Raw genomic sequence first — 23,342 nt, forward strand, 5'->3', positions numbered from 1 at the left:
AATCAAACCAAGGTGTCAGCCGGCACGGACGGCTCCCTCTCCCTCCGGGAGATGGCTGGGGTGAGGGTGCCGAGCCGTGGGCTCCGATGCTGGGCTGATCTTCAGCTATCTAAACAGCGATCTGCTGGCTCCAGGCTCACATCCCCTTCTTCTTCTCCACCTCTTCCGGCACACTCAGATCCAGCCCCTTGGGCACTGCCTGCCCCTTGGCCGGCGCAGCCAACTGTTTTTGCACATCCGCCTGGATCGCCTGCAGCACCGGCAGCAGGTCGCGCATGTTCTCGCGTACTTCCGGGTAGGCGTGTTTCTGTGCCAGTTCATCCACGCGCATCAGCAGTTGCACGCGCACTTCCGGCGGCAGGTGGATGAACAGCTCGGGCAGTTGCTTGGCCAGTTCGGCGCTGTAGAGCACCAGGTCCTGGCGATCGAACTGCGCGGTCAGGCCGAGGTAGTCCAGCGCGCTGCTGGTCAGCATCGAGGCGGCGGCCTTGGCTTCCTGCATGCCCTGCAGGCGCACCGGATTGCGCTGCTCGCTCTGCGCCAGGGTCATCCAGAACTCCACCGTCAGGTTGAACAGGATCGCCTGTTCGCGCAGCGAGTAGCTCATCAGGCCCAGCGCCTCGGCGCCGTAGGGCTGCTTGGCGGCGCGGAAGTTGAAGTACAGGCGCATCAGTTCCTTGAGCTTGAACAGCACCTCGCGCGCCTCGTTCTGCCGCAGCTCCAGCGGGGCATAGATGTTCAGCTGCGGGCGAAAGTTCTCCTCGCTGACCATGCGCTGGTAGATCGGCCCGGTGAACTCGCCGCTGCGCCGGGGCAGGCCGTTGACCTGGGTCTCGTCGATCTTCTTCAGCGCGTCGATCAGCGCCTGGTAGTCGGCGCTGGTCCAGGTGCGCTGGATGTCGGGAATCTTCTGGCCCAGGTAATAGAGGTCGGCGGACAGGGCAGGGCGGCACAGGAGCAGCAACAGGACGGCCAGCGGCCACAGCGAACGGCGAGTGAGGATCGGCACGAACGGGCTTTCCTTGCGCGAGGGCGGGTCGGGCTAGGTTAGCGGGGTGCAAGGCCTGCGTCATCCCGTGGCGTGCCTCGACACTACCTAGGTTGGGCGCGGTGGCATGGGCGCTGTGGTGTGATTGGGCTTTAGAACAACAAGCACGGGAGTCACTCGTCCATGACCGCCACATTGTCTGTGCAACCGCCGCTGGCTGAGGGCCTGGCCCGCTACGGTTTCGGCCCGCTGCCGCTGGCTGCGCTGAAGGCACGCTACGCCTCGCCCGAATCCGGTTCGAAGTTCATCCACGTCGACGGCTTCGACATCCATTACCGCGACGAAGGCCACCCGGACAAGCCGGTGCTGGTGATGGTCCACGGGGTGATGGCCTCGCTGCACACCTGGGACGGTTGGGTAGCCGAGCTGTCCGAGCACTTTCGCATCATCCGCCTCGACGTTCCCGGCTTCGGCCTCACCGGCGGCGGCCAGGACCGCGAGTACGACGGCGAGCGCCTGGTCAAGGTGTTCGGCCTGTTCCTCGACCGCCTGGACCTCAAGCAGGTGTCCATCGCCGGCAACTCGCTGGGCGGCTACATCGCCTGGAACTACGCGCTGGCCAATGCACACCGCGTCGAGCGGCTGATCCTCATCGACCCGGCCGGCTACTACATGCAGAAGGTCCCGCTGATGATCGCCAGCGCGGTGTTGCCCGGCGCCGGCATCATGATGCCGATGTGGATGCCGCGCGCCCTGGTGGCCCAGGGCATCAAGGAAGTCTACGGCGATGCGCGCAAGATCAAGCCGGGGGTGATCGACCGCTATTACGACATCAGCCGCCGGCCGGGCAACCGCCGCGCGATGATCGACATCTTCCGCGTGCTGGTGAAGGCCAACCGCGAGGAACTGCCCACCACTCCCAATCGCGTGGCTGCACTGAAGGTGCCGACCCTGCTGATGTGGGGCGAGCGCGACCGCTGGATCTCGCCGCGCCATGTACCGATGTGGCAGCGCGACGTGCCGGGCATCGAGGTGAAGGTCTATCCGGGCGTGGGGCATATCCCGATGGAGGAAATCCCCGAGGAATCGGCAGCGGATGCGCTGCGCTTCCTGCATGCCTGACTGTTGATCGCCCCAAGAAAAAGCCCGGCCAAGTGCCGGGCTTTTTGTTCTGCCGAATTGCTTTTCGAAGGGTGAATAACGCGTCAGCGTTATCCGCCATGCAACGGCCGGCGGATAACCTGTTCCAGGTTATGCGCCCTACGGTCCTGTCCAAGCGCTTTTCGTAGGATGGTGTGGAGCGAAGCGATACCCATCAGTTCCTGCGCGCCGACAGCATGGGTATCGCTACGCTCCACCCATCCTACGGGGAAGTCCGCAGTCAGTACTGGAAACAAAACCGCCCCGACAGGGCGGGGCGGTGTTCGAAGCGCGGCGCGGATCAGCCGGCGTGTGCCAGCGGCTGCGGGTCGTATTCCTTGCGCACCTCGTACAGCACGTCGAGGTTGTTGTGCTGCCAGGGGTGGAAGTCCGACTTGAAGAAGTCCAGGTACTCGCGCAGCAGCGGGCGGAACACGCCGTGCTTGCCCCAGGTCCACTTGATGCCGTCGCGCCAGACACGCCAGTTCCACAGCAGGCCGTCGACCTTGAGCATGTGCACCAGGCCACGGAAGGTATCCAGCACGAAGAAGAAGGTTGCCATGCGCATCGCCCGGCGCAGCAGCTTGCGGCTGCCACAGACCTGGTTGTAGACGTCGAAGGCCACCGCCTTGTGCTCGGTTTCCTCCAGGGCGTGCCAGCGCCACAGGCGCTGCATCACCGGGTCGGCGCCGTCCATGGTGCGCGGGTCGGTCAGCAGCCCGTTGGCCATGATCGCGGTGATGTGCTCCAGCGCGGCGGTCGCGGCCAGTTGGCGGCGTGCCGGGAACTTCTTCTGGGTGAAGCGGATACGTGCCTGGGCGCGTTTCTCGATGGCGGTGACGTCGTAGCCCAGGTCGCGCAGGCGCTGGCTGTAGGTCAGGTGCTCGCGGCTGTGATGGCCTTCCTGGCCGATAAAGCCGCGGATCTGCTCTTTCAGCACCGGGTCGGTGATCTGGTCACGGAACTGCCGCACCGAGTCGATGAAGAAGCGTTCGCCGTCGGGGAACAGCACCGACATGGCGTCGAACAGGTGGGACTTGAAGGCGTCTCCGCCGTGCCAGTGACGCGGCAGCGGATCAGGCAGATCGAAGTCCATGTGCCGGGGCTTGATCTCCAGTCCTGCGGGGGTGGTGCTGGCCATGGCGGCTCCAGTGTGGTGGTTGTCCATGGTCATTACTCTGGGCTTGTAGGGAAAGCGTCACAAGGTTATTGTCTGCCAACTTTCCGGTCATATCCGGCCAGCGGTCAACATAAGAAGAACGATGAAACAACCGCTCAATTTCACCGCCGAACTGGTGCCGGTCGCCTATGCGCAGGCGCTTCTCGATCTCGCCGAAGAGCTTGGCGTGCCGCGTGCGCGCCTGTTCGAGCTGGCCCGTGTGCGCCCCGAGGTACTCCAGAGCCCCAACGGTCGGTTGTCCTTCGTCGATTTCCACCAGCTGTCCAGCGCCGCCCTGGCGCACTGCAACGAACCCGCCTTCGGCCTGCTGCTGGGGCAGCGGCTGAACGTCTCCACCCACGGCATCCTCGGCTACGCGGTGCTGTCCAGCGCCAACCTCGAGCGCGCCATCGCCTTCGCCCTGAAGTACTACCGCGTTCTCGGCCTGGCCTACGATCTGGAGATGGTGGAAGACGGCGGCGTGTCCTACCTGCGTGCCAGCGAGTCGATCCCCCTCGGCCCGACGAGCCGCTTCGCCGCCGAGGGCCTGATGACCAGCCTGCACACCATCGCCCGCTTCCTGGTCGGCGAGCCGCTGCAGGGCGTCAGCGTTGGCTTTGCCTACGCCGAACCGGACTACGCTGAGCGCTACGCCGAGGTATTCGGCGGCGAGGTGCTGTTCGACCAGCCGTTTCACTTCATCGGCCTGCCCAGCGAGTACCTGGCGCGGCCCATGGCGCTGGCCAACCCGGCCACGGTGCAGATGTGCGAGCAGCAGTGCGAGGCGCTGCTGGCCACGCTGGACGTGCAGGAAGGCCTGCTGACGCGCATCCGCCGCCTGCTGCTGGCGCGCCCCGGCGAGTTTCCCGACCTGGAGGCCGTGGCCGCCGACCTGCACACCAGCGGCCGCAGCCTGCGTCGACATCTTTCCAACCTGGGCACCACCTACCAGGAAGTGCTCGACGACGTACGCAAGCGCCTGGCCCTGCAATACCTCACTACCACGCACCTGCCGCTCTACGAGATCGCCCTGCTGCTGGGCTTCAACGACCCGTCGAACTTCCGCCGGGCGTTCCGCAAATGGACCGGCAAGCTGCCCACCGACTACCGCGAAGACTGAGCCTGGGCCGGGTACGGCTGCCAAGGGGCCGCCGTGCTGATGGCTCGGCCTCGCGGCGATCTCAGAAGCGATAGCCGACGTAGAGTTGCAGTGCATCGAAGGTGTCGTTGCCAAACACTTCGCGCGCCGCGGCCTTGGGTTTCACCCAGTTGTACGAGAGCGTGGCGAACAGCTGGGTGCTCGCCGCCCAGTCCAGGTACAACGCGGCTTCATCGGCGAAGCGCCGGTCGCTGACGGGCTGACCGTAGTAGTTCTCTTCGTCCAGGGAGAACTGGTAGTACACCGTGCCCGCGCTCAGGCCTGGGGCGATCTGGCCGGCCAGGCGCCACATGTGCACGCGCTCGTTGCTGTCGTTGAGCAGGTAGTTGCCGACCACATCGCCGATCACCCAGGAGCCGCGCTCGGTGTAGGCCTTGCTCAGCGGGTCCCAGCTCTTGCGGCGATTGTCATTCGGGTCGTCGTCGCCGGAGAACAGCGCATAGCGGTAAGTCAGCTGCGGCTGCAGGGGCAGGCTGGCGAAGCCGTAGTCCAGGCGCACGTACCAGGCGTGGGCGGAAAAACTCACCTGTTCGCCCTCGCCGGTCTGCAGGCCGTATTCGGCGCTGATCGCCAGTTCAGGCAGGGCCTCGAAGCCGCCGTCGAGCCAGCGCAGGTTGTACACCTGCATGCCGTTGCGCGGGGCTATCTGGTTGGCCTGGCTGCTGACGTCGCTGACTTTCAGGGCCATCAGGCCGAGCTGGCCACGCAGGAAGTGGTAGTCGAGGTTGGCGCCGCTGAAGCGGGCTCCGCCCAGGTCATCGTCGTTGCGCAGGCTGAAGGCCTGGCCGGACAGCGCGCCGCCACGATAGGCAAGGATGGCGCCATCGCGAAAGGCGGTGCGTGGGCCGGACCAGTACGCTCCTTCGCCGAGCAGGTCAAGGTTGCCGTCGGCGAGGATGAAGCCGGTACCAACGCGGAAGTTCTGGTTACCCAGGGTCAGGCGCCAGGGGCCGCGCTCGATGCCGATATAGAGTTCTTCCAGCGACGTCTTGCCGTCCGAGTTGCGGGTGTAACCGCCGGCGTCGCCGTCGCCGAACGTGTGCGCGGCGACCAGTGAGGCGCCGCCGACCAGGCGCAGGTCCTGGTCCAGCGTGTAGCGGAAGCTCGCTTCGGGTTTGAGGAAGGCTTCCTGCCAGACGGCCCGTTCGCCCTTCACCTCGCCGCTGCGATAGTCGCGCTGGCCGGCGCCGAAGTTGACGTTGTGGCTGTCGATGAAGGTGGCGCCGCTGCTCAGGCCGAAGTCTGCCTGCAGGTCGCCATTCTCGTAGTGGCTATCGGCGTGGGCGAGGCTCGCCAGGGAGGCGAGCAGGAAGGTGGAGAAAGAACCCAGGTGTTGGTTGTTCATGAAGGAGCTCTGCGCTGTTGTTATTGGGATGGCAGGAGTTCAGGGCGCACTCGCTCGCGACGTGCCCGAAGGCACGCCGGAGACAGGTGCGAAGCTGTTATGCGGAGGGTCAGGCGCGGCGACGGGCCAGTGGCAGGATCGACAGGAACGACAGTGCGCAGATGGCCGCGGAGACCTGCAGCAACAGGCTGAAGTTCTCCGTCTCGCCCAACAGCCAGGCCGCCAGCGAGGGGCCCACGGCGAGGCCGCCGCAGATCGCCAGGTTGGCCAGCACCACCAGCTTGCCGCCCTGGCGGTCGTAGTCGCTGATGGCCGCGAGGAGGAAGGGCAGGGCGAAGGTCCAGGCGAACTTGAAGGCGCAGGCTGCCAGCACGTAGCGCAGCAGCGAGACGTCACCGAGCAGGCCGATCAGGCTCGACGCCATCGCCAGGTAGCCCAGTGCGAGCAGCCATTGGCGCTGGCCACGGATGCCGATCCAGCTGGCCAGCGAGGCGCCCACCACTCCCAGCAAGGAGGCGCTGGCCAGCGCGCTGGAGCTGTCGGCGGCACTGATGCCCTGCGTCCGCGCGAGCTCGCCGACGAAGGTCCAGATGCCGGCGAGGCTGAGGTAGAACAGGAAGATCGCAGTCATGCCCAGGGCGATTTTCCCCAGCGCAGCGCGTGCCTGGCTGGGCGGCAGGGCTTCGGCCTGATGGTCGCTGCCTGCCGGCAGGGAGCGGATCAATGGCAGGCAGGCGGCGGTGAACAGGGCGATCAGCAGGAAGAAGCTGGCTACCCGCCAATGGCTGAACAGCCACGGCATCAATTGCAGGCTCAGCGCTGCCAGTACCAGTTGGCCGGTGACCCACAGGCCGAAGGCCCGCGCCGCGTTTGGCAAGGTGCCGGCGGTGCCCAGGCAGACCAGCACCAGGGCCGCTTCGGAGAACGCGGTGAGGAAACGCAGTGCCACCAGCAGTGGATAGGATGGTGCCGGGGTATTCATCAGCACGGCGCTGAGCAGGTTGCCGAGGAGGAACAAGGCGGCAGCTACCGCAGCGATCCGGCGCCAGTTGTAGCGGCGCATCCAGAAGTAGGTGGGGATGGTGGAGATCGCCATGGCCCCCAGTTCCATGCTGAACAGGAAGCCGACCTGGCGATTGTCCAGGCCCAGTTCAGCGATGTACCGGCTGGCCAGGGCCGGTGCGGTGAGCAGAACCAGCGGGCCGATGGCGGAGAACAGCACCACCGCCAGCAGGCGCAGGCGCTGCTGCACCGGACTGAGCAGCAGGGGCGCGGTCAGGGTGCTCATGCTTGCACCTTTTGCTGGCGAGTGGGGAGCAGTGGGCTGTCGTAGCGAGCACGCAGGTTGGCGATCCACTGTCGCTGGTGCTCGGCCAGTGCCTGCCCGGGCAAGGCGCGCATCGCCGCCAGGTGCGGGTCCTGGATGTCGCTGGCAATACCGCTGAGCGTCTCGATCACGGCCAGGCCGAAGTAGGGCACCGAGTTGGGCTCGTAGCCGCCTTCGTGGCACAGCACCAGGCGTCCGTCGCAGAGCTCGTCGGCCAGCGCCATCAGCTTCGCGGTCATGGCCCGGTAGGCATCGCTGTGGAGCATCATGCGTCCCAGCGGGTCGTGGGCACCGGCGTCGAAGCCGCAGGGCACCAGAATCAGTTGTGGGCGATGGGCGCGCAGGGCGGGCAGCACGATCTCGTCGAAGGCATGCAGGTAGGCTCCTTCGCCGCAGCCGGGCGGCAGTGGCACGTTGAGGTTGAAGCCGGTCCCGGCGCCGCCGCCCTGCTCGTCGACGAAGCCCGAGTCCTGTGGGTAGTTGCCGTCCTGATGCAGGGAGAGGGTCAGGACCCGTGGGTCTTCCCAGAAAATACTCTGCGCGCCGTTGCCGTGGTGCACGTCCCAATCGACCACGGCGATGCGTTCCAGGCCGTGCTCGACCATCGCCACCTGAGCGGCCAGCGCGGCATTGGCCAGCAGGCAGAAGCCGCGGCCGCGATCCGCTTCGGCGTGGTGGCCCGGCGGGCGTACCAGTGCGTAGGCATTGCGCGCGTCGCCGCGCAGCACGTGTTTGACGGCCTGGATCACGCCACCGGCGGACAGTCGGGCGATGTCGTAGCTGCCGTGGCCAAAGGGCGTGTTGTCACCGGCGTCGCCGCCACGTCCTGCGCTGAGCTCCTGCAGGCGGGCGAGGTAGCGGGCGGTGTGCACCCGCAGCAGCTGCTCCTCGGTTGCGGCCACTGGCTTGACCGCCAGCAACTGTTCGGCCAGGCCGCTGACGTCCAGCAGGTTCCGCAGCCGGCGCTTGGTTTCCGCGTTTTCGAAATGCAGGCCGGGCTGGATGCCCAGGCCGGGGGCGAACAGGCCGGCATAATTGCCGGTGTCGTGCCACATGTAGTGTTCATGCCAGACGAATGCCGTGGTCATTGGCGTAATCCTTGTTGTTGTTCGGGATGCTGCTGAGTGCGCAGGCGGATTGGGCAAGGCACGGCGAGAGTAGGAAGGCGCCGGAGCAGGGTAAATACACCCGTGGGGGTAGAGCCCCGTCAGGCAACAGGCGGCCGTGTTCCCTGCGGGAACAGTGCTGAGGAAGGTGGGTAGGCGCGGATCAGCGCGGCAAGGGCAGCAGGCCGCTGGCGGAGTGGCGAAGGAACAGGTCGCAGAGTTGCAGCTCGGAGCGCACGCCGAGACGTGTATAGAGGTTGCGCCGATGCACCTTGACGGTTGCCTGGCTGATATTCAGCTGGCGAGCGATCAGCTTGCTGGAGTTGCCCTGCAACATCAGCCGGGCTATTTCCTGCTCGCGCGGCGTCAGCAGGCCGTCGGCGAAGGACGCCAAGGCCCGCGACAGACTGTCGTCGTCCGGCGGCTGGACGAGGTTATCGCAGTTCTGTGCAAAGCCGCCCAACAGGTGTTGAAGCAGCGGATAGAGGTTGCGCAGGGCGCGCAGCTCGGCGGTACTGGCCAGGTTGCGCTGGCGCCGGCCGATGGACATCACCAGCACGGTGTTGTCGCAGTCGTTGAAGAGAATGTCGATCTCATCGTCCAGGTGCAGTTCGCGGTAGTAGTGCTTGTAGTAATCGCTGCCGTGCAACTGGCTGGTGCGCTGGTTGACGCGCAGGATGCCGCTGCTCATGCCCTGGCGGATCGAGTTCGATACCGGGTCCAGGCGATACATGCCGTCGAGGTAGCGCTCGATGTATTCGGCATGGTGCTGGTCCGGGTAGTCCTCGTAGAGAATGCGCGGGCAGCCGTCACCGCGGTACGCCTTGATGATCACATTGTCATGGGCGAGGACGGGTTGCAGGCTGTGCGAGAGCAGCACGGGGAAGTCCGGATGGCCCTTGTGCTCCAGCAACCGCGCGAGGCTCTGGTTCCAGTCGGCGCTGGCCTGGGTTGCCAGCAGGTTGCTCAGTTGCATCGGCGTGTTCTCTGCATTCGATCTTGTTCTTTTTCAGGGGAGTTGCTGCAATATGGGTGCCATTCGGCCGCCGATAGCCATGCCGGCTTCGCTGGTCGCTCACCGCTCCGGAGTAATCGATGACCGATCAGCTTTCTCTCATCCGCGAAACCTTTCCCGTCGGCCCCTTGCAGTGCAACTGCACCATCATCGGCGATCCGCTGACGAAGAAGGCCATCGTCGTCGATCCGGGCGGCGACCACGAACTCATCCTGCAGCGTCTCGATGCGCTGGGGCTGAAAGTGGTCAGCATCATCCACACCCATGCGCACCTGGACCACTTCCTCGCCTCCGGGCAGATGAAGGAGAAGACCGGCGCGACCCTGCACCTGCACAAGGACGACCAGTTCCTCTGGGACAACCTGGAAATGCAGTGTCGCATGTTCGGCGTGCCCTACAAGCCGGTGCCTGCGCCGGACCAGTGGTTGGCCGATGACGAGGAGCTGGCCTGCGGCTGCGGTGTAGCGCTGCACACGCCGGGGCACACGCCCAGTTCGATGAGCTTCTGGTTCCCCAGGGACAAGCTGCTGATCGCCGGCGACACCCTGTTCCGCCGCAGCATCGGCCGCACCGACCTGTGGGGCGGCGACTACGCCACCATCGAGCGCTCCATCCGCGATCGCCTGTATTCGCTGGACGAAGAGGCGACCGTGGTCACGGGGCACGGTCCGGACACCTGCCTGGGTGACGAGATGCGGGAGAATCCCTTCATCCGTGCTTAAGGTTGCTACGGAATTATTTGCACGACCTAAGCTCTAATCTGCCGCCCGCTAATGGGTGTTTCGCTATTTCGAGGAGTCATCCGACATGTTCACCGCACGTAGTCTGTCCATGGTTGCGGCTGCCACCGCCTTTGCTCTCATGGCCGGTTGCGCCTCCCAGAATCCCTATGATCCCAATACCCAGGTTCCTGCCGAGGGCGGCGTGAGCAAGACCGCCAAGTATGGTGGCCTGGGCGCACTGGCGGGTGCCGTCGCTGGCGCCGCGATCAACCACAACAACCGTGGCAAGGGCGCGCTGATCGGCGCCGCCGCCGTGGGCGCCGCGGCTGCGGGCTATGGCTACTACGCCGACAAGCAGGAAGCCAAGCTGCGCCAGCAGATGCAGGGCACCGGTGTGCAGGTCGAGCGCCAGGGTGACGATATCAAGCTGATCATGCCGGGCAACATCACCTTCGCCACCGACTCGGCGAACATCGCGCCGTCCTTCTACACCCCGCTGAACAACCTGGCCAACTCCTTCAAGGAGTTCAATCAGAACAGCATCGAGATCGTCGGCTACACCGACAGCACCGGCAGCCGCCAGCACAACATGGACCTGTCCCAGCGTCGTGCGCAGTCGGTGGCCAGCTACCTGACCTCGCAGGGAGTCGATGCTTCCCGCGTCAGCACCCGTGGCATGGGGCCGGACCAGCCGGTTGCTTCCAACGCCGACGTCAACGGCCGCGCGCAGAACCGCCGCGTGGAAGTGAACCTGAAGGCGCTGCCGGGCGCGCAGACCCAGCAGTACCAGCAGTAAGCGCTGCCCATGAAAAAGCCCGCCGATTGGCGGGCTTTTTTGTGCCTGGCGGGAAGAGGGCGTAGGAGCGGACTTTGTCCGCGATCGGTTTCCGGCGCGATGCGGGGCCTATCGCGGACGGAGTCCGCTCCTACAATATCCGTCAGGCCTTGGCCGGGAACTCGCGGTGCAACTGGGCCAGCAACTGGTCCTTGCGCTCCCACAGCTGGTTCACCCACAGCTGGAATTCGGCGCGGTAACCCTCGTCCTGGTCATAGCTCTTGCCGATGAACTGGCGTGGGATTTCCAGCTCCTCGAAACGCACTACCACCGAGCGCAGCTTGCCCGAGAGCAGGCACCAGAAGGTCGGGCGACCATCGGGGTAGTGAATGGTGACATTCACCAGGGTGCGCAGTTGCTCGCCCATGGCGTCGAGAACGAAGGCGATGCCGCCGGCCTTGGGCTTGAGCAGGTGCTGGAAGGGCGAGGCCTGCTCGTCATGCTTCTCCTGGGTGAAGCGCGTGCCTTCGAGGAAGTTGAAGATCGCCACCGGAATACGGCTGAACTTGGCGCACGCCTTGCGCGTGGTTTCCAGGTCCTTGCCTTTCTTTTCCGGGTGCTTGGCCAGATACGCCTTGGTGTAGCGCTTCATGAAGGGGAAATCGAGCGCCCACCAGCACAGGCCGATCACCGGAACCCAGATCAGTTCCTGCTTGAGGAAGAAGCGCAGCAGCGGGAGGCGGCGATTGAGCTGGTACTGCAGGACCAGGATGTCCACCCAGCTCTGGTGATTACTGGTGACCAGGTACGAGTGGTCGTAGTGCAGCCCCTGCAGGCCTTCGACGTTCCAGCGCGTCTTGCCCACCAGGTTCATCCAGCCCTTGTTGCAGGTGATCCAGCTTTCGGCGATCACGCTCATGACTTTGCTCAGCAGCAACTGGGCGGCGTTGAATGGCAGCAGCAGCTTGATGATCGACATGCTCAGCAGCGGGATACACCAGCACAGCGTGCTGACCACCAGGATCAGGGTGGCGAGGATGCCGCGCAGAGTGTGCGGGAGGAAACTCAACATCGAGGAATGGTCCTTGTACGTAGGCGCCCGGTCGGCCGGGCGCGTGATGCGTTCGTGGGCACATCCCTCGTGCCTTGGGTTATCAGCCGTCCTTGCCGCTGTCCGCCTGGATCGCCGTCAGTGCGATGGTGTAGACGATGTCGTCCACCAGCGCGCCGCGCGACAGGTCGTTCACCGGTTTGCGCAAGCCCTGCAGCATCGGCCCGATGCTGACGCAGTCGGCACTGCGCTGGACCGCCTTGTAGGTGGTGTTCCCGGTGTTCAGATCGGGGAACACGTACACGTTGGCGCGTCCGGCCACCAGGCTGTCGGGCGCCTTCTGGCGGCCCACGCTGGCGATGGCGGCGGCATCATACTGCAAGGGACCGTCAATCAACAGATCGGGGCGTTTTTCCCGCGCGATGCGTGTAGCTTCGCGGACTTTCTCGACATCTGCGCCGGTTCCCGAGTCGCCGGTGGAGTAGCTGATCATCGCCACCCGCGGAGTGATGCCGAAAGCCTGCGCCGAGGCGGCACTCTGCAGGGCGATCTCTGCCAGGTCACTGGCCGAAGGATCGGGATTCACCGCGCAGTCGCCGTAGACCACCACCTGGTCGGGCAGCAGCATGAAGAACACCGAGGACACCAGGTTGTAGCCGGGAGCGGTCTTGATCAGTTGCAGCGCCGGGCGGATGGTGTTGGCGGTGGTGTGGATTGCGCCGGACACCAGCCCGTCCACCTCGTCCAGGGCGAGCATCATGGTGCCCAGCACCACGTTGTCTTCCAGCTGCTGCTCGGCCATCGGCGCATTCAGGCTCTTGCCCTTGCGCAGTTCGACCATCGGCTCGACGTAGCGACTGCGCACCAGGTCCGGGTCGACGATCTCCAGGTCCTCGGGCAACACGATGCCCAGCATCTGCGCCACGGCTTGTACGTCATCGGGTTTGGCCAGCAGCACGCAGCGGGCGATGCCGCGGGCGTGGCAGATGGCGGCAGCCTGCACGGTGCGCGGCTCGCTGCCTTCGGGCAGGACGATGCGCTTGCCGGCGCGGTTGGCGCGGCGGGTCAACTGGTAGCGGAACACCGGTGGCGACAGGCGCAGCTCGTGGGGCGCGCCGCAGCGGTCCCTGAGCCATTCGAAATCGATGTGCTCGGCGACGAACTCGGTCACACGCTCGGCGCGCTCGCGGTCGTCCACCGGGATTTCCTTGTTCATCCGCGACAGGTCGCCGGCGGTGTCGAAGGAGCCGGTCTTCACCGTCAGTACCGGCAGGCCGCTCTGCAGGGCGCTGCGGCACAGCTCCATGATCCGCGCGTCCGGCGCCAGGCCCGAGCACAGCAGCAGGCCGGCCAGCGGTACGCCGTTCATGGCGGCGAGGCAGGCGGCGAGGATGATGTCGTCACGGTCGCCCGGCACCACCACCAGCACGCCCGGCTTGAGCAGGTGCACGGTGTTGGGCGCCGAGGGAGCGCAGAGGATGATCTTCTGCACGCGGCGTTGTTCGTAGTCGCCGGCGTTGAGCACGCTGGCGTCCAGCAGGTCGGCCACGTCGCGGGTGCGCGGGGCGTTCATTTCATCTTGCCAGGGAATGCAGCCGAGCAGGCGCACGTCACCGTCGCGCAGCAACGGGGAGTGTTCCTTCAGGCGCTCACCGAACAGCCGCGCGGCTTCCACGGCGTCGCGGGGCATATCGTCGCTCTCGCCGCCGCGTACCTTGTTCACGATCAGGCCGGCCAGGTGCGGGTCGCGCGGGCCGCCGAACAGCTGGGCGAGGATCTCGATGCGGTCGGACAGTTCGCTCACTGTCTCGTTGTCCGGCGCGGAAACCAGGATCACCTCGGCATCCACGCTGCGCGCCAGATGGCCGTTGATGCGCGCGGCGTAGCTGGCGTGCTTGGTCGGCACCATGCCTTCGACGATCATCACGTCCTTGTCGACGGCGACGCTGTTGTACATGCCGACGATGTCTTCGAGCAGCTCGTCGAGCAGGCCGTCTCCGAGCATGCGCTCGACCTTCGACAGCGACAGCGGGGTGGGAGCGTTGAGGCCGTGGGTACGGGCGACCAGTTCGCTGGAGCGCTCCGGACCGTCGTCCCCGGCATGGGGCTGGGCAATCGGCTTGAAGAAGCCGACTTTCAGGCCGGCGCGTTGCAGGGCGCGAATCAGCCCCAGGCTGGTAGACGTCAGACCGACACCGAAACCGGTCGGTGCGAGGAAGAAGGTGTGCATCCGGGCTCCTTAAGCCGTGCGGGGGTGGGAGGCGCCCTTGTGGGGCGCAACCCATGGATCTTCAGTCGAGTACGGCCAGGGTGTCGAGAGCGATCTGGCGTTCCTCGTTGGTGGGGATCACCAGCACGCGGGGATGGCCGGGCAGGTGGATCGGCCCGCCGACGCCGCGCACGCAGCGGGCGTTGGCTTCGCCGTCGAGTTCGAGGTTGAGCACGTGCAGGTGCTTGACCGTGAGGTTGCGCACCAGCGCGGAGTTTTCGCCGATGCCGCCGGTGAAGATGATGCCGTCCAGGCGCGGTAGTGCACAGGTCAGCGAGGCCAGGGACTTGGCCAAGCGGTAACAGAATACTTCGATGGCCAGCGCCGCATTGGCGTGGCCCTGCTCGCGGGCATGCTCCAGGGTGCGCATGTCGTTGGACAGCCCCGACAGGCCGAGCAGGCCACTGTCGTGGTTGAGCATGTGGTCGATCTTCTCCAGGCTCCAGCCCAGGGTGCGCGCCAGATGACTGTGCAGGTTCGGATCGACGTCGCCGCTGCGCGTGCCCATCATCAGGCCTTCCAGCGGAGTCAGGCCCATGCTGGTGTCGCGGCTCTGGCCGTTGGCGATGGCGCAGGTGGAGCTGCCATTGCCCAGGTGCGCCGACAACCAGTAGCTGTCGCCCACCGCCAGCCCGCTCATCTCGGCTGCCTTGTGGCTGACGTAGCGGTGGCTGGTGCCGTGGAAGCCGTAGCGGCGCACGTGCTGCTCGCGGTACAGCGGCTCGGGGATGGCGTAGCGGAAGGCGCGCTCGGGCAGGCTCTGGTGGAAGGCCGTGTCGAACACGGCGATGTGCGGCAGGTTCGGGTAGAGCGCCATGGCGGCGTCGATCCCGACCAGGTTGGCCGGGTTGTGCAGCGGCGCCAGCGGTGAGGTTTCGCGGATGGCGCCGAGCACTTCGTCGGTCAGGCGCGAGGCCTGGGTGAAGCGTTCGCCGCCATGCACCACGCGGTGGCCGATGGCGTGCAGCTCGCCTTGCGCAGCCTGGGCCACCAGTGGCAGCAGGCGGGCGAGGGCGGCCTTGTGGTCGCCACCAGGCAACTCCAGGGTCTGCGGCTGCTCGTCGGTCTCGCCCTGCCAGCGCAGGCTGGCGCCATTGGACCCGAGGCGCTCGGCCAGGCCATGGAGGATGAAGTCTTCGCGGCCCTCTCGAACCAGAGCGAACTTGATCGAAGAACTGCCGCAGTTGATCACCAGGATATTGCGAGCCGGCATGCCTACTCCTTGCTGCTGTCGGATTGCCTGGCGCACCAGCCGCAGGGGAACCAGCGGCCGATCTGCGCCTTGCGTTGCTGCGGGTCCAGCACCCAGGGCCGCGACTGCCAGGGCGGCTGGTGGCGCAGATGCTGGGTATGGCCGCAGGACAAGACTGCCACCCAGTGGCCGTCTTCGTCCTGATGAAAGTCAAGCAGGCGCGGCGCGACCGCGTCATCCCGTCCGTCTGTCTTCGGGTCGCATTCGGGGGCGGCGCCGCGTAAACTTACGCGCTCATCTTCAATATCAGATAGGTTTCGAACCATGCAGATCGCGGCCAACAAGGCGGTTTCCATCGACTATACCCTGACCAACGACGCGGGTGAGGTCATCGACAGCTCCGCCGGCGGCGCTCCGCTGGTCTACCTGCACGGTGCCCACAACATCATTGGCGGCCTGGAAAAGGCCCTGGAAGGCAAGCAGGTCGGTGACGAGCTGGACGTGACCGTCGAGCCGGCAGACGCCTACGGCGAATACAGCGCCGAACTGGTCGCCACCCTGACCCGTGAGATGTTCGAGGGTGTGGACGAGCTGGAAGTCGGCATGCAGTTCCACGCTTCCGCTCCGGACGGCGGCATGCAGATCGTCACCATCCGCGATATCGAAGGCGACGACGTGATCGTCGACGGCAACCACCCGCTGGCCGGCCAGCGCCTGAACTTCAAGGTGAAAGTGGTCGACATCCGCGACGCTTCCGCCGAAGAAGTCGCCCATGGCCACATCCACGGCGAAGGTGGTCATCACCACTGATCGCTGCCACCCGGTCGCTCATCGGGATCGGGTGGAGCCATCATTGAGCTGCTAAGCTCAATCGGGAAAGGCGCCTTCGGGCGCCTTTCTCATGCAACCTGATCGACTGCAACAAGGCCAGGGCATTTTTCCCGCATCGACTGGGATTGCGCAGCACGCCGGACACATTTCCGCCCCCTGCGCGGGCACTTCGTGCCTATTTCTTCAAGGAGCAAGCAATGAGCGCTTTTCACGATCTGACGCTGCATGGTCTCGACGGCCAGGATCTGCCGCTGGCCCCGCTCAAGGGCAAGGTCGTGCTGGTGGTCAACGTCGCCTCGAAATGCGGCCTGACCCCGCAGTACGCCGCTCTGGAGAACCTCTACCAGCAATACAAGGACCAAGGGTTCGTGGTACTGGGCCTGCCGTGCAACCAGTTCGCCGGGCAGGAGCCGGGCAGCGAAGCCGAGATCCAGTCGTTCTGTGCACTGAACTACGGGGTCAGCTTCCCCATGTCGGGCAAGCTCGAGGTCAACGGCTCCGAGCGTCACCCGCTGTACCGTCTGCTGGCGGGCGAGGGCGCCGAGTTCCCCGGCGACATCACCTGGAACTTCGAGAAATTCCTCCTCGGCCCGGATGGCCGCGTGCTGGCCCGCTTCAGCCCGCGCACCACGCCGGATGATCCGGCGCTGATCCAGGCCATCGAGAAGGCGCTGGGCGCCTGATCCTCCCCGGCGGGAGAGGGCGCATGCGCCAATCCCGCCGGCATTTCTTCCCTTTCCTTGTTCTGCGCCGTGCGCGGCGGCTTAATCGGACGACCTGAACCGGGAGTCCGTCATGAGCCGTTTTGCCACCGAGTCGTCCTGCCTGCCCGTGACCCCCGATGCCCTGCGTGCGTTGATCGAGCAGCGTCGCTCGGTACGTCGTTTCCTCGACGAGCCCGTCCCCGATGCAGTACTGCGCGACTGCCTGGAACAGGCGGTACTCGCGCCCAACGCCTGCAATCTGCAGCCGTGGAGCTTCCAGGTGATCCGCGACGCCGAGCTGCGCCGCCGACTGGTGCCGGTCTGCCTCGGGCAGAACGCTGCGCGCAGCGCACCGGTGCTGATTGCGGTGCTGGCGCGGCCGGATACCTGGCGTGAGTCCTGCGCGGCGATCCTCGAGCAATGGCCCGAGCCGCAGGTGCCGGAGAAGGTGCGCGACTTCTACCGACGCACCGCGCCTTTCCAGTACAACCAGGGGACGCTCGGCGTGCGCGGGCTGTTCAAGCGCGTGCTGTATTCGCTGGTCGGGTTGCGCCGTGCGCTGATGCGCCAACCCAACAGCCATGCCGAGATGCGTCTGTGGGCGGTGAAGTCCACCGCGCTGGCGGCGCAGAACCTGATGCTTGCCGTGCAGAGCCACGGCTACGCCAGTTGCCCCATGGAGGGCTTCGACGAAGTGCGCCTGCGCAAGGTGCTGCAGATTCCCCGCCGCGCGGTGCCGATCATGCTGCTGGCGGTGGGGCGGGCTGCCGACAATGGCGTCTACAACCCGCGCCTGCGTTTCCCTTTGGAGCAGCGCGTCAGCTGGCACTGAGCGCATCAGGGCGCGTCAGTACGCCCATGCGCCCGCCACCAAAGGACCAGTCGTCCGCCTCGCTGGCGGTGATCTGCACCATCACGTCCTCGCTGGCGATTCCCAGGCGTTCGCCCAGCAGCGCGTTCAGTCGGCGATAGAACGCCTGCTTGGTCTGCGCGTCGCGGGGGCGGCCGATGGTGATGGCGATGAGGACGAAGTCGTCGCTGCGTGGACCGCCCAGGTAGCCGCGGTTGTAGATGAATTCTTCCGCCTCGTGCTGGTGGATCATCACGAACTGGTCCCCCTCCGGCACGTTGAAGGCCTCGTGCATGGCGTCGTAGACGGTGTTGGCGAGCTCGCGCAGGTAGCCGGGTTGTTTGCCCTTGTGCAGGGAGATGCGGACGGTAGGCATAGCGCCATTCCTCGGTGAGTGATTGACGAGTTCAGGCTAGCCCGGCAAGTTGATTCGGAATATCGGGAAATACTTGATCGATAGTTCGATTAATCAGGATGGTTGCCATGGCCCGCATCAACTTCGACCTGGACGTACTGCGCACCTTCGTCGCCGGCATCGAGCTGGGCAGCTTCGCCCGCGCGGCGGACCGCCTCGGGCGCTCCACGTCGGCGGTCAGCGCACAGTTGAAGAAACTGGAAGAGCAGGCCGGCACACCGGTATTGCGCCGCGAAGGGCGCGGTATGGCGCTGACCGAAGCGGGCGAGACGTTGCTGGCTTACGCGCGTCGGCTGCTGGAGCTGAACGACGAAGCGGCCAGCGCCTTGCGCGGTGGTTCGCTGGAGGGGCGGGTACGCCTCGGCCTGCAGGAAGACTTCGGCGAGACGCTGTTGCCCGCCGTGCTGGCGCGCTTTGCCCGCGCCCATCCCAAGGTCCGCATCGAGGTCCGCACGGCGCGCAATCAGCAACTCCTCGAAGGCGTGCGCAACGGCGAGCTGGACCTGGCGCTGGCCTGGGAAACCGGCGAGCGCACGCCACACATGGAGCGCATCGGCACGGTGGCGCAATGCTGGATCGGCGCGCCGGACACTGGTTTGCCTGTCAGCGCAGAACCGTTGCCGCTGGTGATGCTGGAAGCGCCATGCCTGCTGCGCAGTGCGGCAACGGCGGCGCTCGACCGTGCCGGCATCGCCTGGCGCGTGGCGTTCACCAGCGCCGGTTTGTCCGGCATCTGGGCGGCGGTCGGCGCCGGATTGGGGGTTGGCCTGCGTACGCCGATCGGTTTGCCGGCCAGCGTCGAGCGGCTGGATGCCGGGCGCGCCGGGCTGCCGCTGATGGCGCCGCTGGGCCTGTGTCTGCACCGCAGTGAAGCCGAGCCGGAAGCGCTGGTGGCGCGCCTGAAAGAGCTGCTGCAGGAGGGCGTGGCGGAGCTGCTGGAAAGCCCGTCGGTTCGTTGATTCGTTTCTGAGGGAAAATCACCGCGATCAATGGTGCTGGCAAAGGCGAGACGACCGGTCATATTCTTGCCGCCATGAACAGCATCCGACTCGACAAGCGTGACCTGATCCTCGCCAAGGGCTCCCTGGCGATGACCCGCAGCGGCTACCACGGCACCGGCGTGCAGGACATCGTCCAGGCCGCCGGCATCCCCAAGGGCTCCTTCTATCACTACTTCGAGAGCAAGGAAGACTTCGCCCTGCAGGCCCTGGAACACCTCTACGCCCCGCGCCTGGCGCGCTACGCCGAAGCGCTGGGGAATCCCGCGCTGGGGCCGCGGGCGCGCATCCTCACCTATTACCGCGAGTTGCTGGCGCACTTCGCCCGCCAGGAAAAGCTCGAATACCACTGCTTCATCGGCAGCCTGAGCTTCGAAATGGCCGAGCTCTCGCCGCCGATCGCCGAGCGCGTCGATGGCATTCTCCAGCAGTCCATCGACACCCTGCGCGACTGTCTGGCCGACGCCCAGCGCGCCGGGGAGTTGCCCACCTCGGAGAACGTCGAGCAACTGGCCGAGTTCATCGGCAATGCCTGGCAGGGCGTTCTGGCGCGCATGAAAGTCAGCGCATCGCTCAAGCCGGTGGAACGCTTTATCGAGCGCCTGGAGCACTTGCTGCAGGCCTGATCTGCCTGAGTCATCACTCAATTTTCCAGCCCAACTCAAAAACGAGACGACCGGTCGCCTGGCCGTCATGGAGACTTCAATGACTGCACCCGTAGATACCCTGTTCTCGCCCTTCCGCCTGGGCGATCTGGAACTGCCCACGCGCATCGTGATGGCACCGATGACCCGTAACTTCACGCCGGGCGGCGTACCGCACGCGCAGGTCGTCGAGTACTACCGCCGCCGTGCCGCTGCCGGTGTCGGCCTGATCGTCACCGAAGGCACCACCGTCAACCACAAGGCCGCCAACGGCTACCCGAACGTGCCGCGCTTCCATGGTGAAGACGCCCTGGCCGGCTGGAAGCAGGTGGTCGACGCCGTGCACGCCGAAGGCGGCAAGATCGTTCCGCAGCTGTGGCATGTCGGCGCCGTGCGCCGCCTGGGCACCGAGCCGGATGCCAGCGTTCCGGGCTACGGCCCCAGCGGCAAGGAAAAGGACGGCACCGTGCTGGTCCACGAGATGACCAAGGAAGATATCCAGGACGTCATCGCCGCCTTCGCCCAGGCTGCTCGCGACGCCCAGGCCATCGGCATGGATGGCGTGGAAATCCACGGCGCCCACGGCTACCTGATCGACCAGTTCTTCTGGGATGGCAGCAACAAGCGCACCGACGAGTACGGCGGCAGCCTGGCCAACCGTTCGCGCTTTGCCATCGAGCTGATCCAGGCCGTGCGCGCGGCCGTCGGCCCCGACTACCCGATCATCTTCCGCTTCTCCCAGTGGAAGCAGCAGGACTACAGCGCTCGCCTGGTGCAGACGCCCGAGGAGCTGGAAGCCTTCCTCAAGCCGCTGTCGGATGCCGGCGTGGACATCTTCCACTGCTCCACCCGCCGCTTCTGGATTCCGGAATTCGACGGCTCCGATCTCAACCTGGCCGGCTGGACCCGCCAGCTCACCGGCAAGCCGACCATCACCGTCGGCAACGTCGGCCTGGACGGCAGCGAGTTCCTGGCATTCTTCGGCAACACCGAAGAAGTCGCCCAGCCGTCGGGCATCGACGGCTTGCTGGAGCGTCTGAACAAGGAAGAGTTCGACCTGGTCGCCGTCGGCCGTGCCCTGCTGGTCGACCCGGACTGGGCGGTGAAAGTGCGTGACGGTCGCCTGGAGGACATCAAGCCGTTCAGCCGTGATGCGCTGATGTCGCTGGCCTGATTCGCCCGCGCCTGATGCAGGAAAGCCCCTGGCACCGTTGGTGTCAGGGGCTTTCGCATTTCTGTAGGAGCGAGCTTGCTCGCGAACAGGCCCCGTTGTGGACTCGGTTCGCGAGCAAGCTCGCTCCTACAAGTGATGCCGTTCTTATGATCGGTTATTGATTGCCTGAATGGTCTGAAAGCACCGTCCCAGGCGTTTACAAATCTTTTCCGAGACCCACCTTTCCGTATGCTGACTTCCCAGTCCGAAACGGGCAGAGTATGAACGCGTTCACACAACAATAGGCCGGGAGACGGCCATAGGAGTAAGTCATGCGGATCGGCTTGGTAGTCGATGCAACCTGCGACCTTCCCCCCGAATTCCTTGCTGCCCACAATATTCGCGTTCTGCCCATCGGTATCCGGGTGGGTGAGCGGCGTATCGTCGATGACCGCGATCCCGACACCACCCTCAAGTTCTATTCCCAGGACCTGCCCAAGGTCGGCCCCGAGGACGGCAGCGAACCGCTGACGCCGGCGCAGACCCACGACTGGTTCCTGGAAAAGCTGGTCACCGATTTCGACTACGTGATCTGCCTGACCGTCAGCAGCCAGCGCAGCCCGATCTTCGACAACGCCACCCAGGCCTCCTTCAGCCTCCTGCAGAGCTACAAGGAACGCCGTGCCGCCGCCGGTATCGCCGGGCCCTTCGCGCTGCGGGTGATCGACAGCCAGACCGTGTTCGCCGGCCTCGCCGTGCTGGCCGCCGAAGGCGTGCGCCTGCTCGGCGAAGATCAGCATCCCAATGCCGTGCGCACCCGCCTGGAGCAGCTCAGCCAGCAGATGAACACCTTCCTGGTCGCCAGCGACCTGGGGCACATCCGCCGCCGTGGCTTCCAGAAGGGTGACCGCAGCAGCATCGGTGATCGCCTGCGTGGCGCCTTCCTCGGCCTGGGCTCGATGCTCGACATGAAGCCGGTGCTGAGCCTGGTGCAGGGCGAAGACAAGCCCGTCTCGGTGTCGCCCAACTACGAGAAATCCGCCGAGCGCCTGCTCAACTTCGCCCGCGCGCGGGTCGAGGCGGGCGAGTTGCTGGCGCCGCAGATGAGCCTGAGTTACGCCGGCGATCCGTCCGCACTGCGTGACCTGCCGGGCTTCGCTGCGCTGGAGGCGGCCTGCCAGGCCAAGGGCGTGCAGGTACACCTGGCGATGCTCAGCCCCACCGGCGGTATCAACCTTGGCGCCGGCGCCATGAGCCTGTCCTTCGCCGCCGAGCCCAAGCCCTTCGCCTGACGGCTATTTGTGGGCTTCGGGATGTCCCAGGCCGCCGGGGTGCTTCCCCGGCAGGGCCGTGCGACAGGCTTCCTGCAGATACCCTTCGAAACGCTCGACCACCGTGTCCCACGCCTGATGGATGGCGTGGTGGCGCGCGTTGAGGCGCACCCGGCGCAGGCGTTCCGGGTCGGCCAGCAGCCAGCTCGCCGCATCGAAGAAACTCTGGTTCTCGCCCGGCACGCCGAGCACGCCGTTGTGCCCGTGGCGAATATGCTGGCCGGCCGCGGCCTGGTCGAAGGCCACCACCGCCAGCCCTGAGGCCAGTGCCTCCAGCACCACGTTGCCGAAGGTTTCCGACAGGCTGGGGAACAGGAACAGGTCGCCGCTGGCGTAGTGGCGGGCCAGTTCCTCGCCGCGCTGCAGGCCGCAGAACAGCGCTTCGGGCAGTTCCTTCTGCAAGTGCGCGCGTTGCGGGCCGTCGCCGACTATCACCAGGCGCAGTTTGAGCTGCGGATGCGCTGCGCACAGGGCGCGGAAGCTGCTGCCCAGCAGCGACAGGTTCTTCTCCGCCGCCAGCCGGCCGACGTGCAGCACCGCGATGTCGCGCTCGCCCAGGCCCCATTCGCGGCGCAGCGCTTCATCGCGGCGGGCGGGGTTGAAAAGTTGGCTGTCGACGCCGCGCGCAAGCTGCGCCAGGCGCTCGAAGCCGCGCCGTTGCAACTCCATGGACTGGCTGGCGCTGGGCACCAGGGTCTGCTGGGTGCGGTTGTGGAACCAGCGCAAGTACAGGGTCACCAGGCGCATCAGCGGGCCGAAGCCGTAGTGCGCGCTGTACTGCTGGAAATTGGTATGGAAGCCGCTGATCACCGGAATTCGCAGGCGCCGCGCAGCGCGCAGGGCGGCAAGCCCGAGCGGGCCTTCGGTGGCGATGTAGAGCACGTCCGGGCGGATGCGCTGCCAGTGGCGCAACAGCTTGTGCAGGCACGATTGGCCCCATTGCAGGCCAGGGTAGCCGGGCAGCGGCCAGCCACGGGTGAGGACCAGTTCGGCGTCGCTGTGACGGTCATCGTCGCCCTGCTGGCGCGGGCGAACTATCTGGATCTGGTGCCCGAGGCGCAACAGCCCCGAGGCCAGGCGCCCGAGGGTGTTGGCAACGCCGTTGATTTCCGGCGGAAAGGTTTCGCTGATCAGCGCAATGCGCAGGGGAGTCGTGGTCATGCTCGCA

23 protein-coding genes are annotated in these 23,342 nt (G+C 65.8%); 11 read left to right on the top strand and 12 right to left on the bottom strand.

Going from position 1 to position 23,342, the window contains the following annotated elements; genetic code table 11:
• Positions 1-136: 136 nt before the first annotated feature.
• Positions 137-1,009, bottom strand: coding sequence for a hypothetical protein (locus N5C91_RS05510; RefSeq protein ID WP_279828353.1), 873 nt, complete (start codon positions 1,007-1,009; stop codon positions 137-139).
• A 162-nt stretch (positions 1,010-1,171) separates the two neighbouring features.
• Between N5C91_RS05510 and N5C91_RS05515 the strand changes: the two genes are divergently transcribed.
• Positions 1,172-2,110, top strand: a complete 939-nt coding sequence (locus tag N5C91_RS05515) for an alpha/beta hydrolase (RefSeq protein WP_279828355.1) — start codon at positions 1,172-1,174, stop codon at positions 2,108-2,110.
• Positions 2,111-2,429: 319 nt separating this feature from the next.
• Here N5C91_RS05515 and N5C91_RS05520 read toward each other — a convergent pair whose 3' ends face one another.
• The gene (locus N5C91_RS05520) at positions 2,430-3,269 is read right to left on the bottom strand and encodes a metal-dependent hydrolase (RefSeq protein WP_236173004.1); all 840 of its coding nucleotides are present in this window, start codon (positions 3,267-3,269) and stop codon (positions 2,430-2,432) included.
• A gap of 121 nt (positions 3,270-3,390) precedes the next feature.
• Between N5C91_RS05520 and N5C91_RS05525 the strand changes: the two genes are divergently transcribed.
• The gene (locus N5C91_RS05525) at positions 3,391-4,407 is read left to right on the top strand and encodes an AraC family transcriptional regulator (protein ID WP_236172877.1); all 1,017 of its coding nucleotides are present in this window, start codon (positions 3,391-3,393) and stop codon (positions 4,405-4,407) included.
• Between the two features lie 61 nt (positions 4,408-4,468).
• Here N5C91_RS05525 and N5C91_RS05530 read toward each other — a convergent pair whose 3' ends face one another.
• The 4 genes from N5C91_RS05530 to N5C91_RS05545 all read right to left on the bottom strand — a co-directional run bounded on the left by N5C91_RS05530 (position 4,469) and on the right by N5C91_RS05545 (position 9,200).
• Positions 4,469-5,791, bottom strand: coding sequence for an alginate export family protein (locus N5C91_RS05530; RefSeq protein WP_279828358.1), 1,323 nt, complete (start codon positions 5,789-5,791; stop codon positions 4,469-4,471).
• 109 nt (positions 5,792-5,900) lie between these two features.
• On the bottom strand, positions 5,901-7,079 hold the full coding sequence (locus N5C91_RS05535; protein WP_279828359.1) for an MFS transporter: 1,179 nt from the start codon (positions 7,077-7,079) through the stop codon (positions 5,901-5,903).
• The gene (locus N5C91_RS05540) at positions 7,076-8,206 is read right to left on the bottom strand and encodes a class II histone deacetylase (protein WP_279828361.1); all 1,131 of its coding nucleotides are present in this window, start codon (positions 8,204-8,206) and stop codon (positions 7,076-7,078) included. Before N5C91_RS05540 ends, N5C91_RS05535 begins: the two co-directional genes overlap by 4 nt.
• Before the next feature lie 181 nt (positions 8,207-8,387).
• Positions 8,388-9,200 carry a LuxR C-terminal-related transcriptional regulator gene (locus tag N5C91_RS05545; RefSeq protein ID WP_236172873.1) on the bottom strand — a complete coding sequence of 271 codons (813 nt, stop codon included), beginning with the start codon at positions 9,198-9,200 and terminating at the stop codon, positions 8,388-8,390.
• 119 nt (positions 9,201-9,319) lie between these two features.
• On the opposite strand from N5C91_RS05545, the gene N5C91_RS05550 reads away from it, so the two are divergent.
• On the top strand, positions 9,320-9,961 hold the full coding sequence (locus N5C91_RS05550; RefSeq protein ID WP_279828364.1) for an MBL fold metallo-hydrolase: 642 nt from the start codon (positions 9,320-9,322) through the stop codon (positions 9,959-9,961).
• Positions 9,962-10,046: 85 nt separating this feature from the next.
• A complete protein-coding gene (locus N5C91_RS05555; protein WP_236172871.1) occupies positions 10,047-10,757 on the top strand; it encodes an OmpA family protein in 711 nt (236 codons plus the stop codon).
• Between the two features lie 142 nt (positions 10,758-10,899).
• Here the strand turns inward: N5C91_RS05555 and N5C91_RS05560 are convergent, their stop codons facing one another.
• The 4 genes from N5C91_RS05560 to N5C91_RS05575 form a co-directional block, all read right to left on the bottom strand.
• A complete protein-coding gene (locus tag N5C91_RS05560) occupies positions 10,900-11,808 on the bottom strand; it encodes an acyltransferase (RefSeq protein ID WP_236172870.1) in 909 nt (302 codons plus the stop codon).
• 82 nt (positions 11,809-11,890) lie between these two features.
• The gene (gene pta, locus N5C91_RS05565) at positions 11,891-14,017 is read right to left on the bottom strand and encodes a phosphate acetyltransferase (protein ID WP_236172869.1); all 2,127 of its coding nucleotides are present in this window, start codon (positions 14,015-14,017) and stop codon (positions 11,891-11,893) included.
• Between the two features lie 61 nt (positions 14,018-14,078).
• A complete protein-coding gene (locus tag N5C91_RS05570) occupies positions 14,079-15,269 on the bottom strand; it encodes an acetate kinase (protein WP_236172868.1) in 1,191 nt (396 codons plus the stop codon).
• A gap of 2 nt (positions 15,270-15,271) precedes the next feature.
• Positions 15,272-15,604: a DUF3565 domain-containing protein gene (locus N5C91_RS05575; protein ID WP_236199381.1), complete on the bottom strand. Its 333-nt coding sequence runs from the start codon at positions 15,602-15,604 to the stop codon at positions 15,272-15,274.
• Between N5C91_RS05575 and N5C91_RS05580 the strand changes: the two genes are divergently transcribed.
• From N5C91_RS05580 to N5C91_RS05590, 3 genes are all read left to right on the top strand, one after another.
• The gene (locus N5C91_RS05580) at positions 15,573-16,058 is read left to right on the top strand and encodes a peptidylprolyl isomerase (RefSeq protein ID WP_236172866.1); all 486 of its coding nucleotides are present in this window, start codon (positions 15,573-15,575) and stop codon (positions 16,056-16,058) included. The genes N5C91_RS05575 and N5C91_RS05580 overlap by 32 nt on opposite strands.
• Positions 16,059-16,276: 218 nt before the next feature.
• Positions 16,277-16,762, top strand: coding sequence for a glutathione peroxidase (locus tag N5C91_RS05585; RefSeq protein ID WP_236172865.1), 486 nt, complete (start codon positions 16,277-16,279; stop codon positions 16,760-16,762).
• Between the two features lie 112 nt (positions 16,763-16,874).
• Positions 16,875-17,615: a nitroreductase family protein gene (locus tag N5C91_RS05590; RefSeq protein ID WP_279828369.1), complete on the top strand. Its 741-nt coding sequence runs from the start codon at positions 16,875-16,877 to the stop codon at positions 17,613-17,615.
• On the opposite strand, the gene N5C91_RS05595 is transcribed toward N5C91_RS05590, so the two are convergent.
• Entirely contained in the window at positions 17,602-18,009 is a 408-nt protein-coding gene (locus N5C91_RS05595; RefSeq protein ID WP_279828371.1) for a tautomerase family protein, read from the bottom strand. The genes N5C91_RS05590 and N5C91_RS05595 overlap by 14 nt on opposite strands.
• Positions 18,010-18,116: 107 nt before the next feature.
• Here N5C91_RS05595 and N5C91_RS05600 point away from each other — a divergent pair, with 107 nt between their 5' ends.
• The 4 genes from N5C91_RS05600 (at position 18,117) to N5C91_RS05615 (ending at position 22,135) form a co-directional block, all read left to right on the top strand.
• Positions 18,117-19,007 carry a LysR substrate-binding domain-containing protein gene (locus N5C91_RS05600; protein ID WP_236199385.1) on the top strand — a complete coding sequence of 297 codons (891 nt, stop codon included), beginning with the start codon at positions 18,117-18,119 and terminating at the stop codon, positions 19,005-19,007.
• A 74-nt stretch (positions 19,008-19,081) separates the two neighbouring features.
• On the top strand, positions 19,082-19,672 hold the full coding sequence (locus tag N5C91_RS05605) for a TetR/AcrR family transcriptional regulator (RefSeq protein ID WP_236199386.1): 591 nt from the start codon (positions 19,082-19,084) through the stop codon (positions 19,670-19,672).
• Positions 19,673-19,751: 79 nt separating this feature from the next.
• Complete coding sequence (locus N5C91_RS05610) at positions 19,752-20,864, top strand: NADH:flavin oxidoreductase (protein WP_279828373.1); 1,113 nt, start codon at positions 19,752-19,754, stop codon at positions 20,862-20,864.
• A 311-nt stretch (positions 20,865-21,175) separates the two neighbouring features.
• Positions 21,176-22,135 (top strand): DegV family protein, encoded by a 960-nt coding sequence (locus tag N5C91_RS05615; protein WP_045210882.1) that lies wholly within the window; start codon positions 21,176-21,178, stop codon positions 22,133-22,135.
• A 3-nt stretch (positions 22,136-22,138) separates the two neighbouring features.
• Here the strand turns inward: N5C91_RS05615 and N5C91_RS05620 are convergent, their stop codons facing one another.
• Positions 22,139-23,335: a glycosyltransferase family 1 protein gene (locus N5C91_RS05620; RefSeq protein ID WP_279828377.1), complete on the bottom strand. Its 1,197-nt coding sequence runs from the start codon at positions 23,333-23,335 to the stop codon at positions 22,139-22,141.
• Positions 23,336-23,342 lie beyond the last annotated feature (7 nt).

Origin of the sequence: Pseudomonas sp. GD03903 (assembly GCF_029840045.1) — a bacterium.
In the GTDB taxonomy this organism is placed as follows: Bacteria; Pseudomonadota; Gammaproteobacteria; order Pseudomonadales; family Pseudomonadaceae; genus Pseudomonas; species Pseudomonas pseudonitroreducens.